At 60.9% G+C, this 12,993-nt stretch carries 13 protein-coding genes; all 13 read right to left on the bottom strand.

Going from position 1 to position 12,993, the window contains the following annotated elements; translation table 11 throughout:
• Positions 1–4 precede the first annotated feature (4 nt).
• The 13 genes from atpD to mnmG all read right to left on the bottom strand — a co-directional run bounded on the left by atpD (position 5) and on the right by mnmG (position 12,880).
• Positions 5–1,399: a F0F1 ATP synthase subunit beta gene (atpD, locus tag LY284_RS13365; RefSeq protein ID WP_233386693.1), complete on the bottom strand. Its 1,395-nt coding sequence runs from the start codon at positions 1,397–1,399 to the stop codon at positions 5–7.
• 44 nt (positions 1,400–1,443) lie between these two features.
• A complete protein-coding gene (atpG, locus tag LY284_RS13360; RefSeq protein ID WP_014192676.1) occupies positions 1,444–2,328 on the bottom strand; it encodes a F0F1 ATP synthase subunit gamma in 885 nt (294 codons plus the stop codon).
• A 74-nt stretch (positions 2,329–2,402) separates the two neighbouring features.
• A complete protein-coding gene (gene atpA / locus LY284_RS13355) occupies positions 2,403–3,944 on the bottom strand; it encodes a F0F1 ATP synthase subunit alpha (protein ID WP_014192677.1) in 1,542 nt (513 codons plus the stop codon).
• Between the two features lie 56 nt (positions 3,945–4,000).
• On the bottom strand, positions 4,001–4,543 hold the full coding sequence (locus LY284_RS13350; RefSeq protein WP_014192678.1) for a F0F1 ATP synthase subunit delta: 543 nt from the start codon (positions 4,541–4,543) through the stop codon (positions 4,001–4,003).
• A gap of 2 nt (positions 4,544–4,545) precedes the next feature.
• The gene (locus tag LY284_RS13345; RefSeq protein WP_008352476.1) at positions 4,546–5,016 is read right to left on the bottom strand and encodes a F0F1 ATP synthase subunit B; all 471 of its coding nucleotides are present in this window, start codon (positions 5,014–5,016) and stop codon (positions 4,546–4,548) included.
• 135 nt (positions 5,017–5,151) lie between these two features.
• The gene (gene atpE, locus LY284_RS13340) at positions 5,152–5,421 is read right to left on the bottom strand and encodes a F0F1 ATP synthase subunit C (RefSeq protein WP_007180033.1); all 270 of its coding nucleotides are present in this window, start codon (positions 5,419–5,421) and stop codon (positions 5,152–5,154) included.
• A gap of 95 nt (positions 5,422–5,516) precedes the next feature.
• On the bottom strand, positions 5,517–6,368 hold the full coding sequence (gene atpB / locus LY284_RS13335) for a F0F1 ATP synthase subunit A (RefSeq protein ID WP_233386692.1): 852 nt from the start codon (positions 6,366–6,368) through the stop codon (positions 5,517–5,519).
• Between the two features lie 177 nt (positions 6,369–6,545).
• On the bottom strand, positions 6,546–7,091 hold the full coding sequence (locus tag LY284_RS13330) for an ATP synthase subunit I (protein WP_014192681.1): 546 nt from the start codon (positions 7,089–7,091) through the stop codon (positions 6,546–6,548).
• A 211-nt stretch (positions 7,092–7,302) separates the two neighbouring features.
• Positions 7,303–8,439 carry an SLC13 family permease gene (locus LY284_RS13325; protein WP_233386690.1) on the bottom strand — a complete coding sequence of 379 codons (1,137 nt, stop codon included), beginning with the start codon at positions 8,437–8,439 and terminating at the stop codon, positions 7,303–7,305.
• Between the two features lie 12 nt (positions 8,440–8,451).
• Positions 8,452–9,354: a ParB/RepB/Spo0J family partition protein gene (locus LY284_RS13320; protein WP_014192683.1), complete on the bottom strand. Its 903-nt coding sequence runs from the start codon at positions 9,352–9,354 to the stop codon at positions 8,452–8,454.
• Between the two features lie 45 nt (positions 9,355–9,399).
• On the bottom strand, positions 9,400–10,179 hold the full coding sequence (locus LY284_RS13315; RefSeq protein WP_014192684.1) for a ParA family protein: 780 nt from the start codon (positions 10,177–10,179) through the stop codon (positions 9,400–9,402).
• A gap of 74 nt (positions 10,180–10,253) precedes the next feature.
• The gene (gene rsmG / locus LY284_RS13310) at positions 10,254–10,919 is read right to left on the bottom strand and encodes a 16S rRNA (guanine(527)-N(7))-methyltransferase RsmG (protein WP_233386688.1); all 666 of its coding nucleotides are present in this window, start codon (positions 10,917–10,919) and stop codon (positions 10,254–10,256) included.
• On the bottom strand, positions 10,916–12,880 hold the full coding sequence (gene mnmG, locus LY284_RS13305; protein ID WP_233386679.1) for a tRNA uridine-5-carboxymethylaminomethyl(34) synthesis enzyme MnmG: 1,965 nt from the start codon (positions 12,878–12,880) through the stop codon (positions 10,916–10,918). Before mnmG ends, rsmG begins: the two co-directional genes overlap by 4 nt.
• Positions 12,881–12,993 lie beyond the last annotated feature (113 nt).

Raw genomic sequence — 12,993 nt, 5'->3', positions numbered from 1 at the left:
ACCTTTACTGGATCTTCTTGGCCTTTTCGAAGGCTTCGTCGATCGTGCCGACCATGTAGAACGCCTGCTCCGGCAGATGATCGCACTCACCTTCGACGATCATCTTGAAGCCGCGGATGGTTTCCTTCAGCGGCACGTACTTGCCCGGCGAGCCCGTGAACACTTCAGCAACGTGGAACGGCTGCGACAGGAAACGCTGGATCTTACGCGCGCGCGAGACCGACAGCTTGTCTTCCGGCGACAGTTCGTCCATGCCCAGAATCGCGATAATGTCGCGCAGTTCCTTGTAGCGCTGCAGCGTCTGCTGCACGCCGCGCGTGATCGAGTAATGCTCTTCGCCAATCACGTGCGGGTCGATCTGACGCGAGGTCGAATCGAGCGGGTCCACTGCCGGGTAGATACCCAGCGAAGCGATGTCACGCGACAACACGACGGTTGCGTCAAGGTGGCCGAAGGTCGTAGCCGGCGACGGGTCGGTCAAGTCATCCGCAGGAACGTACACGGCCTGAACCGACGTGATCGAGCCGGTCTTGGTCGACGTAATACGCTCTTGCAGCTTGCCCATTTCTTCAGCCAGCGTCGGCTGATAGCCCACTGCCGAAGGCATACGGCCGAGCAGAGCGGACACTTCCGTACCCGCCAGCGTGAAACGGTAGATGTTGTCGACGAAGAAGAGCACGTCGAGGCCTTCGTCACGGAAGTGCTCGGCCATCGTCAGACCGGTCAGCGCGACGCGCAGACGGTTGCCCGGCGGCTCGTTCATCTGGCCGTACACCAGCGCGACCTTGTCGAGAACGTTCGAGTCCTTCATTTCGTGATAGAAGTCGTTCCCTTCACGGGTACGCTCACCCACGCCCGCGAACACGGAGTAACCGCCGTGCTCCTTCGCGATGTTGTTGATGAGTTCCATCATGTTCACGGTCTTGCCGACGCCAGCGCCGCCGAACAGACCGACCTTGCCGCCCTTCGCGAACGGGCAGATCAGGTCGATAACCTTGATGCCGGTTTCGAGCAGTTCCGTCGACGGCGACAGGTCTTCGAACGAAGGCGCCTTCTGATGGATCGAGCGCGTGGTTTCCGAGGCGATCGGACCCGCTTCGTCGATCGGACGGCCGAGCACGTCCATGATGCGGCCGAGCGTCGGCTTGCCGACCGGCACGCTGATGGGCTTGCCCGTGTTCTTGACCACGGTGCCGCGGCGCAGACCGTCGGACGCACCCAGACAGATGGTGCGCACCACGCCGTCGCCCAGCTGCTGCTGGACTTCGAGCGTCAGTTCGGTGCCTTCCAGAATGAGCGCGTCGTAGATTTTCGGCATTTCCGCACGCGGAAATTCCACGTCGATAACGGCGCCGATGCACTGTACGATCTTGCCTTCTACCAAAGCAGTAGTACTCATCGCATTTCCTTTAGATACTGTGTTCTTTCACGCGGTCAGCAAAATCAGACCGCAGCGGCGCCGCCGACGATTTCCGACAATTCTTTCGTAATCGCGGCCTGGCGGCTCTTGTTGTAGACGAGCTGCAGTTCGTTGATCACGGTCTTCGCGTTGTCGGACGCGGCCTTCATCGCGACCATGCGCGCGGACTGCTCCGACGCCATGTTTTCCGCGACGGCCTGATAGACGAGCGCTTCGACGTAGCGGACCAGAAGCTCGTCCACCACGGTTTGCGCGTCCGGCTCGTAGATGTAATCCCACGAAGTCTTCGGCATGGCGCCTTCTTCGTCCTTCGCGTGGAGATCATCCACCGACAGCGGCAGCAGCTGCTCGATCACCGCTTCCTGCTTCATCGTATTGATGAAGCGCGTGTACGCCAGGTACACCGCGTTGATCTTGCCTTCCGAATACAGGTCGAGCTGCACCTTGATCGCGCCGATCAGCTTTTCCAGATGCGGCGTGTCGCCCAGTTGCGTCACTTGCGACACGACATTCGCCTTCAGCCGGTTCAGGAAGCCCAAACCCTTGCCGCCGATCGCCGACGCTTCGATCTTCACACCGCTCTGATCGAGTTCCTTGATCTTGTTCAGCGACGCACGCAGGATGTTCGTGTTCATGCCGCCGCACAGACCCTTGTCGGTCGTGACGAGGATCAGGCCGGCCGTATTCACGCCCTTGTTCTCGACCATGAACGGATGGCGATACTCGGGGTTCGCCTTGCTCATGTGCGAAGCGATCGCGCGGACCTTGTCGGCATACGGACGGGCGGAACGCATGCGCTCCTGGGCGCGGCGCATCTTCGATGCGGCGACCATTTCCATCGCTTTCGTGATCTTGCGCGTGTTCTGCACGCTCTTGATCTTGCCGCGAATTTCCTTCATTCCAGCCATTGCTTACTCCTTGATCGAAGCCGCGCGATGTCGCATGTTCGACACCGGCATCGCGCGTTGCTCCTCTATCCCGATCAATAAGCGCCCGACTTCTTGAAGTCCTTCAGCGCGGCATGCAGCGCGCCTTCGTCGTCCTTCGACAAGTCTTTGTTGTCTTCGATGCGCTTAATCAGATCGGCGTGGCTGGTCTTCAGGAATTCGCGCATGCCCTTTTCGAACGGCAGCACTTGCGAAACTTCCAGGTCGTCCAGATAGCCGTTGTTCGCCGCGAACAGCGAAACCGACAGTTCCCACACTTGCAGCGGCTGATACTGCGGCTGCTTGAGCAGTTCCGTCACGCGGCGGCCGCGTTCGAGCTGCTTGCGGGTGGCTTCGTCGAGGTCCGATGCGAACTGTGCGAACGCCGCCAGTTCACGATACTGCGCGAGGTCGGTACGAATACCGCCCGACAGCTTCTTCACGACCTTGGTCTGAGCCGCACCGCCGACGCGCGACACCGAAACGCCCGCGTTGATCGCGGGACGGATACCGGCGTTGAACAGGTCGGTTTCAAGGAAGATCTGGCCGTCGGTAATCGAGATCACGTTCGTCGGAACGAACGCGGTCACGTCGCCAGCTTGCGTTTCGATGACCGGCAGCGCCGTCAGCGAACCGCTCTTGCCCTTCACTTCGCCGTTCGTGAACTTTTCGACGTACTCTTCCGAGACGCGAGCAGCACGCTCGAGCAGACGCGAGTGCAGATAGAACACGTCGCCCGGATACGCTTCGCGGCCCGGCGGACGGCGCAGCAGCAGCGAAATCTGGCGATACGCCCAGGCTTGCTTGGTCAAGTCGTCATAGACGATCAGCGCGTCTTGACCGCGATCGCGGAAGTATTCGCCCATCGTGCAGCCGGCGTACGGTGCGAGGTATTGCATCGCAGCCGATTCCGAAGCCGAAGCCGCCACGACGATGGTGTACGCCATCGCGCCGGTTTCTTCGAGCTTGCGCACCACGTTCATGATCGACGATGCCTTCTGGCCGATCGCGACGTAGATACAAATGAGGTCCTTGCCCTTCTGGTTGATGATCGCGTCGACGGCCACCGCGGTCTTGCCGCACTGACGGTCGCCGATGATCAGCTCGCGCTGGCCGCGGCCGATCGGCACCATCGAGTCGATCGACTTCAGACCTGTTTGCACCGGCTGCGACACCGACTTACGCCAGATCACGCCCGGGGCGATCTTTTCGATTGCGTCCGTTGCCTTCGCGTTGATCGGGCCCTTGCCGTCGATCGGGTTGCCGAGCGCATCGACCACGCGGCCGATGAGTTCCGGACCAACCGGCACTTCGAGAATGCGGCCCGTCGTCTTGACGATGTCGCCTTCCGAGATGTGCTCGTACTCGCCGAGAATAACGGCGCCGACCGAGTCACGTTCGAGGTTCAGCGCGAGGCCGAAGGTGTTGCCCGGGAATTCGAGCATTTCGCCCTGCATCACGTCCGACAGGCCGTGGATGCGCACGATACCGTCGGTCACGGAGATCACGGTGCCCTGGTTGCGAACGTCCGCGCTCGCTTCAAGGCCCTGGATCCGGCTCTTGATCAGCTCGCTGATCTCAGAGGGATTGAGTTGCATTATTCGCTCCTGATAGTCAATTCTGTTGCGTGCCAGCTAGGCGCTTCTTTGAAGCGTCAGGCGGTCAGAGCCGTCTGCATGCTGGCAAGGCGCGCGCGGACCGAGGTATCGAGCACTTCGTCGCCAACCGTCACGCGAACGCCGCCGATCAGCGACTGATCGACGGAAACGATCGCTTTCAGCTTGCGCTTGAACTTGCGTTCGAGGCTTGCAACGAGGTCGTTCAACTGTTCGCCTTCGAGGGGAAACGCGCTCACGATATGAGCGTCGGCAGCACCTTCACGGGCGTTTTTCAGCTCGTCGAACTGGATGGCGATTTCCTGCAGCAGCGGCAGTCGATGGTTCTCGACCAGCATGCCGACGAAGTTCTTCGCCTGCGCGTTGCTCTGCGCGAGCGGCGACTTCACTGCGGCGAGCAGGAGATCGACGATCTGCTGACGGTTCACCTTCGGGCTCGAAGCGACCGATTCCACTTCGGGCAGACGCGCAACCTGTGCCAGCTCCTCGACGAAGGTGGACCAGCCCGCGAGATCGCCGGTTTCGGCCACGCGGAACAGCGCTTCTGCGTAAGGACGAGCGATGGTTGCAAGTTCGGCCATGATCAGAGCTCGGTTTTGAGTTGATTCAGCAGATCGGCGTGAGCCTTCTGATCGACTTCGCGCTTCAGAATCTGCTCTGCGCCTTTCACGGCGAGCGCGGCGACTTCGCCACGCAGCGCTTCGCGAGCCTTCACGATTTGCTGGTCGGCGTCGGCCTTGGCTTGCGCAACGATGCGTGCGGCTTCGGCTTGCGCGTTGGCCTTGATTTCTTCTGCGACTGCGGCAGCGCGCTTTTCAGCGTCGGCGATGCGTTGCTGGCCGTCGTTGCGTGCTTGGGCGAGCTCCTGGTCGACGCGCTTGTGCGCTGCTTCGAGTTCCGCTTTGCCCTTGTCGGCGGCGGCGAGGCCGTCGGCAATCTTCTTCGAGCGCTCGTCGAGGGCGTTGATCAACGGCGGCCACACGAACTTCATCGTGAACCACGCGAGGATCAGAAACACGACCATTTGCGCAAACAGGGTTGCGTTGAGATTCACGGTGTTTCCTTAAACGTTGCTTGATCGGAGGTGAAACGGTTAAAAGGCGCTCATCGGCTTGTTGAGCTCGATCAGCGCCTCACCCGTTCCGTTTTGCGTCCTGTCAAAAGATCAGGCGCGCACTTCCGAGGAACCTCAGCCTGCGAGCTTCGAGAGCAGCGGGTTCGCGAACGCAAACAGCATTGCCACACCAACGCCGATCAGGAACGCCGCGTCGATCAGACCAGCCAGCAGGAACATCTTGGTCTGCAGCGGGTTCATCAGTTCCGGCTGGCGGGCGCACGCTTCAATGTACTTGCCGCCCATCAGACCGATACCGATACAGGCGCCGATTGCACCCAGGCCGATGATGATGCCGATACCGATGGCGGTCAGACCTTGGATGTTGGCGATGAAAGCTTGCATGATCACTCCTTTGATTAAAGACTTTGGAACTGGATTTATAAAAATTGAAACTTGAAACCTTTGAACCTTAACGATCGCGGAACTGCCGCGAAGCGTCAGTGCGAGTCATGCGCCTGGCCGATGTACACCAGCGTCAGCATCATGAAAATGAACGCCTGCAACAGCACGATCAGAATGTGGAAGATCGCCCAAACCGTGCCCGCAACAATATGGCCAATGAAACCGAGCACGGATGCGTCCGCAGCGAAGGTCCACATGCTGCCCAAGAGGGCGATCAGGAGGAACAGCAGTTCGCCGGCGTACATGTTGCCGAAAAGCCGCATGCCGAGCGAAACCGTCTTGGCGACGAACTCGATGATGTTCAGCGCGAGGTTCGGAATCCACAGCAGCGGATGCGCGCCGAACGGAGCGGACAGCAGTTCATGCACGAAGCCGCCGGCGCCCTTGATCTTGAAGTTGTAGTAGATCATCAGCACGAACACGCCGAGCGCGATGCCGATGGTGCCGTTCAGGTCGGCCGTCGGCACGATGCGATGATGCGGGAGCACGTTCTCGAGACCCAGCCAGCCGATGATGCGGCCAGGCAGATCGACGGGGATGAAGTCGAGCGAGTTCATCAGGGCGACCCAGACGAACACGGTCAGTGCGAGCGGAGCGATGAAGCGGCGGCTGCCGTGGATCATCGACTTCGACTGGTCTTCGACCATCTCGACCAGCATCTCGATTGCGCACTGGAAACGGCCGGGCACGCCGGACGTCGCCTTGCGTGCGGCAAGACCGAGAATCAGGATGGTGAGGAGACCGCACACGATCGACCAGAACAGCGTGTCGAGATTCCAGACGTGGATATCGAAAATCGACGTCTGCGCGTGGGTGGAAAGATTCTGTAAGTGGTGCGCAATGTACTCGGACGGATCCAGAGCGTGCGTTCCTTCGCTAGCTGCCATATCGTTAAAGCCACCCAAATTGTCAAAAATCTTTCGCCGCCTGTCAGGTCCGAGCCGGCGCTTCGCGTCGCGGCTCCGGACCGGGAGGCCCGAGTGCGGAGCATGGTCCGCACCTGTTCATATGTGATGCTACTTGCAACCCGTGCTGCAGGCACTTACCTGGGACGTCAAGAATCGTCACCGAAGCGCCATTGCAACCCAGTAAGTCTTCAAAGCGACGATGTACGTGACGAGCAACGGCAGCCACAACGCGCTTTTGTACCAGTACGCGACGGCCACGAACATGGCAATCGTCGCTCCCATCTTGATCGCCTCGCCGATCATCCAGCTCATGATCGTCTCCGCGCCACTCTTCGCCTTCAGGCGCGCGGCGAACAACGCGCTCGGCACCCAGCAGATTGCGCCTCCCAGGAACGCGGACAGCGCAGCATCGCCCGGCGGCTTGTAGAACAGCCACCACAACAGCGTCGCACCCAGGGACAAAACCATTTGCGCTGCCACCACCTTATACGGCGTGACACGCGATGGACGACTCACCTCGGGCCCAAACAGCTTCTGTGCCTGATCCCGCGTGAGCGGAACGATATTGTTATCTTGCGCTTCGGCGTCCCACGACTCGCTCGACGAGCTGCGCGGCTGATTTCCGGAGGCCTTCGCATTGCCGGTTGCGTGAGCGTTCGGCGCTCGATTTTCCTCTCGCACCGTCTTCAAACCTTCAACCAAAAGTCCGGGGAAATCACCCTGCGCTTTCGCAGCGCTTTCGAGGTGGCCTAGCTGATAAATCCGGGCGATTGTAAGCGATTGTTGTCACGGATTCAATAGTTTAGGTGTGTCAAAAGCCAAGCGGACGAACCTTAAAAATCGGTCTCGAAAGCGAGACTTTTCTTGCAATTGCAAGGAGATTCTCAGTTGATGTAGAGGACCTCGGAACGCCTCAGACGAGCGCCCAACCGATGAGCATCGCCACGATCCAGAACGGTATCGACACGATGTGGAACGGCATCCACATGCCCTTTTCGCCGGACAGCCGCACGGCGATGAGATTGGCCAGCGAGCCGATCGCCAGGCCGAAGCCGCCGACGCTCACGCCGAACGCGAGCGCGCGCCAATCCTTGGAAAACTCCGCGAGAACGATCGCGGCGGGCACGTTGCTGATCGCTTGCGAAAGCACGGCGCCGGCCGCATAGGCGCGCACCGGCGTGCCGACGCCGATATGCGCGATCGCCGCGTGGATCGACGGCAGCGCGGCCGCGCTACGCAGCACGATGAACATCAACACGAAGATGAGCAGCAGCAGCCAGTCGATCTTGAACACGACCTCGCGGCGCCACAGCAGGAAAACGAGCGCGAGCACGGCGAGCGCGGGGCCAGCGTGATGCGCATCGGCGAGCGCGACGAATATCGCGAATGCAAGCACGCTCACGCCGCACAACACGCGATCGACGCGATGCTCTTCCACATCGCCCGACAGATCGAGCGGCGCGGCGCGAAACATCGCGAACGTGACGACGCCGAGCAGCGCCATCAACGCGGCGCACAGCGGCAGCAGCGTCCAGACGAAGGCGGGAAATCCCACGCCGCTCGTCTGCCAGAGAAAGAGGTTTTGCGGATTGCCGAGAGGCGTCAGCACCGAGCCTGCATTGACCGCCAGCGCGATCACGATGACGAGCCGCTTGATGGGCAGCGGCGCGAGCTTGTGCAGCGATAACGTGAGCGGCACGACGGCAAAGAGCGCGACATCGTTGGTCAGCACGGTAGAAAGGCCCGCGGCCAGCGCAACGAGCAGCAGCGCGAGCGTGCGCTCGCCGTGAATGTGATGTACGAGCCGATGCGCGGCCCACATCAGGAATCCTGATAATTCGATCGCCTTGGTGACGATCAGGAGTCCGGCGAGCGTGAGCACCGTCTGCCAGTCGACGAGACCCGGTAACGACTTCCACGGCCGCGGGTGCGCGATTTGCAGCACGATGAGCGCGACGACGAGAATGGACAGAACCGGCTCCCGGGAGACGGCTCGCCAGAGTCGCGCGAACAGATCGGTCCGCGGACGATTGATGTTGTATTCGGACAAGCGATGCTCAGGTCAGGCGGTGGGCGTGGGCGTTTCGATGCTGCCGCGCAGCTTCGTGAGAATGCCTTCGAGCGCGTCCAGATTCCCGAAGTCGATCAGCACCTTGCCGCGCCCTCTTCCGCCCAGTTTGATTTTCACGTTCGCCGATAGCAGATCCGACAGTTCTTCCTCCAGCCGGCGCGTATCGCGGCCACCGTCGTTCGCCACGCGCGCTTTGGTGGCGGGCGCTTCCTTGGTCGTCGCGGCGACGAGGCGTTCGGTTTCACGCACCGACAGGCGGCGATTCACGACGTGATTGGCGAGCTGGATTTGCGTCGCGGCATCGACGGCCAGGAGCGCGCGCGCGTGGCCCATGTCGAGATCGCCCGCGAGCAGCATCGTCTGGACGGGCGTCGCGAGGTTCAGCAGACGCAGCAGGTTCGATACGGCGCTGCGTGAGCGCCCGACGGATTCGGCAGCCTGCTCGTGCGTGAAACTGAATTCGTCGAGCAGGCGCTGGATGCCCTGCGCCTCTTCCAGCGGGTTGAGATCCTCGCGCTGGATATTTTCGATCAGCGCCATCGCGGCGGCGGCCTGATCCGGCACGTTTTTCACGAGCACCGGCACTTCGTCGAGACCGGCCAGGCGCGCGGCGCGGAAACGTCGCTCGCCCGCGATGATTTCGTAGTGATCGTCGCCCACCGAGCGCACGAGAATCGGTTGCATCAGGCCTTGCGCGCGAATGCTCGCCGCGAGCTCCTGTAGCGCGCCTTCGTCCATGCGCGTGCGCGGCTGATACTTGCCGGCCTGCAATTTGTCGAGCGACAGCACCGAAGGCGTACCCTCGCCGCGGACGGCTTCCGTAATATCGACGCTGCCGCCGAGCAATGCGTCCAGGCCTCGGCCTAAACCTTTCTTCTTCATTACAGCGCTCATTTCGGTTCCTCCGTCGGCGTTCCTTGCCGCATCGAATAGGTTGGCTTAGCTGACCTCGAGCGCACGCACGCGCTCCATCATCTCAGTGCCGAATTGGATGTAAGCCTGCGCGCCACGCGAAGACTTGTCGAATACGACCCCCGGCAGCCCGTAGCTCGGCGCCTCGGCCAGACGCACATTGCGCGGGATCACCACATCGAACAGCTTGCTGCCGAAATGTTCCTTCAATTGATCGGACACCTGTTGCTGCAAGGTGATGCGCGGATCGAACATCACGCGCAACAGGCCGATGACCTTCAGATCGCGGTTCAGGTTCGCGTGGACCTGCTTGATCGTGTTCACGAGATCCGACAGGCCTTCGAGCGCGAAGTACTCGCACTGCATCGGAATGATGACGCCGTGCGCCGCGCACAACGCATTGAGCGTCAGCAACGAGAGCGCCGGCGGGCAATCGATCAATACGAAGTCATAGTCATCGACTACTTCGGCGAGCGCGGTGCGCAGAATGCGCTCGCGGTGCTCCATCTGGACCAGTTCGACTTCGGCGCCCGCGAGTTCGCGATTGGCCGGCAGCACGTCGTATCCGACCGCCGACGGGCGCGTGCGCGCCTCAGACAATGTGACGCCATCGACCAGCACTTCGTAGACGGTGTTCTCGCACGCCGACTTGTCGATGCCGCTGCCCATCGTCGCGTTACCCTGCGGGTCCAGGTCGATCAGCAGCACGCGCTGATCGAGCCCCGCAAGGCTGGCCGCGAGATTGACCGCTGTCGTGGTCTTTCCAACGCCGCCCTTCTGATTTGCGACGCAGAAGATTTTTGCCATCGTTTAGTGTCCTTGTTTTCTCGCCGTCAGAAGATCAGCGTGCCTGGAATGTCGGATGGAAACCGTACGGGCCGTCAGTCTGGCGCGACGGCAATTTCAACGAGATGCCGCTCCGCGTCGAGCATCGGCACATTCAGCCGCTCGATGCCGAGCACCGTCGCACCTGCGGGGAGACGGGCGATTTCGGCATCGGGCTTGACGCCTTTCATCGCCAGAATCCGTCCATCGTTCGCAACCAGATGACGCGAAAGTGTAACGAAATCGGAGAGCTCTGCGAATGCGCGCGACACGATTACATCGAATTTTTCCGGCACTTCGACGCCGGGACGCAGACTTTCGACGCGACCGGTCACGACCGACAAATTGCTCAGACCTAACTGCACCTTCGCCTGCGACTGAAACGCGGTTTTCTTGTGCACGATATCGTTCAACGTGACACGCAACTCCGGCAGCACGATCGCCAATACGATGCCGGGCAATCCGCCTCCCGAGCCGACATCCAGCACAGTTCGCGGATGGCGGCCCGCGACCATCGGCACGATCGCCAGCGAATCCAGGATGTGCTGAATCACCATCTGGTTAGGATCGCGGATCGCCGTCAGGTTATAGACGCCGTTCCATTTGCCAAGCAGCGCGACGTAGTCGAGCAGTTTTTGTGTCTGCGCGGATGTGAGCGCCAGTTCGAGTTCGTCGACGCCCTTTTCGAGCGTCGTCGCAAGGGTTGAATTGCGGTCGGTCATTGAGCCGTCGTCGTGTTGCCGGTTGCTGACTCATCGGCTGCCGCATTGCGGCCGCGACGCCCCGCGCCTCGCTTCAGATGCACCATTAGCAGCGAGATTGCGGCCGGCGTGATGCCCGAAATGCGCGACGCCTGTCCGATCGTCTCAGGACGGTGCTGGATCAGCTTTTGGCGCGCCTCGAAGGACAAGCCGCGAACGTCGTTATAGTCGAGACTCTCGGGCAATCGCGTGTTTTCCTGCGCGCCGTTCCGCACGATTTCGTCCGCTTGACGGTCGATGTAGCCCTGATACTTCACACCAATCTCGATCTGTTCCTTGATCTGTGCCAGCAGCACGGGGTCGTCTGCGAGCGGTGCTTCGGGGCCGCACGCGCCTTCGCGTAGCGCGCAGATGCCGTCATACGAGATGCCAGGGCGCCGCAGCAAATCCGCAAGGCTGTATTCGTGATCGATTGGCTTGCCCAACAGTGCAGTCGCTTCTTCGGCTGGCAGGGTCTTCGGATTTACCCACGTAGAACGGAGGCGCTGTGTTTCACGTGAAACAGCGTCACGTTTGCGGCTGAAGGCGTCCCAGCGCACGTCGTCGACCACGCCGAGTTCGCGCCCGATCTCCGTCAGACGCATATCGGCATTGTCTTCACGCAGCGAAAGACGATACTCGGCGCGGCTCGTGAACATGCGATACGGCTCGGACACGCCCCGCGTGACGAGATCGTCCACGAGCACGCCCAGATAGGCCTGATCGCGACGCGGCGACCATGCCTCCTTCCCCTGCACCTGCAAGCCCGCATTGATGCCCGCCAGAAGGCCCTGCGCGGCCGCTTCTTCGTAGCCCGTCGTGCCGTTAATCTGACCGGCAAAGAACAGGCCGTTGATAGCCTTCGTCTCTAGCGACGCCTTCAGTGCGCGCGGGTCGAAATAGTCGTACTCGATTGCGTATCCGGGGCGAAGAATGTGCGCGTGCTCCAGACCGTTCATCGATCGGACAAGCTCGAGCTGCACATCGAACGGGAGACTCGTTGAGATGCCGTTCGGATAGAACTCATTCGTCGTCAGCCCTTCCGGTTCCAGGAAGATCTGATGCGCATCTTTCGACGCAAAACGATGAATCTTGTCCTCGATCGACGGGCAATAGCGCGGACCAACGCCCTCGATCACGCCTGTGTACATCGGCGACCGGTCCAAACCCGAGCGGATGATGTCGTGCGTCCGCGCGTTCGTATGCGTGACCCAGCACGGCATCTGCCGCGGATGCTGCTCTACCCGACCAAGGAAGGAGAACACGGGCACCGGATCGAGGTCGCCCGGCTGCTCTTCGAGCTTTGAGAAATCGATCGTGCGGCCATCGATTCGTGGTGGCGTGCCCGTTTTGAGGCGGCCCTGAGGCAGCTTCAACTCCTTCAGCCGCGCGGAAAGCGACACGGCGGCGGGATCGCCCGCTCGTCCGCCGACGTAATTATTCAGGCCGACGTGAATCTTGCCGTCCAGGAACGTACCCGCCGTAAGCACGACAGCGCGTGACCGAAAGCGCAGGCCGACTTGCGTCACGGCTCCGACGACGCGGTCGCCCTCCACCATCAGGTCATCGACGGCCTGCTGGAAGAGCCACAAATTCGGCTGATTTTCGAGCCGATGACGAATCGCTTGCTTATAAAGCAGCCGGTCTGCCTGCGCGCGTGTCGCCCGCACCGCAGGACCCTTCGACGAATTCAGGATACGGAACTGGATGCCGGATTCATCGGTCGCCGCGGCCATGGCGCCGCCGAGGGCATCGACCTCTTTAACCAGATGACCTTTTCCGATTCCGCCGATGGACGGATTGCAGCTCATTTGGCCCAGCGTCTCGATGTTGTGGGTCAAAAGCAGCGTTTTGCAGCCCGTGCGCGCGGAGGCAAGCGCGGCCTCAGTGCCTGCGTGACCGCCACCAACGACGATCACATCAAATTCTGTGGGATAAAGCATTGGAGATTTCGTGTGCGAACGACACGAACCTGAAGAGAGAATAGCTTTGAATTATAACGGTTTCTTCCTGGCCTCGAATTCGACCGATCGGCTAAGGACGAAAAAAATGGCGT

The sequence above is a fragment of the Caballeronia sp. PC1 genome (genome assembly GCF_021353155.1).
GTDB classification, from domain to species: Bacteria; Pseudomonadota; Gammaproteobacteria; order Burkholderiales; family Burkholderiaceae; genus Caballeronia; species Caballeronia cordobensis.
The sequence above is the reverse complement of the archived record's forward strand: the minus strand, read 5'-3'. Positions and strand labels throughout refer to the sequence as shown.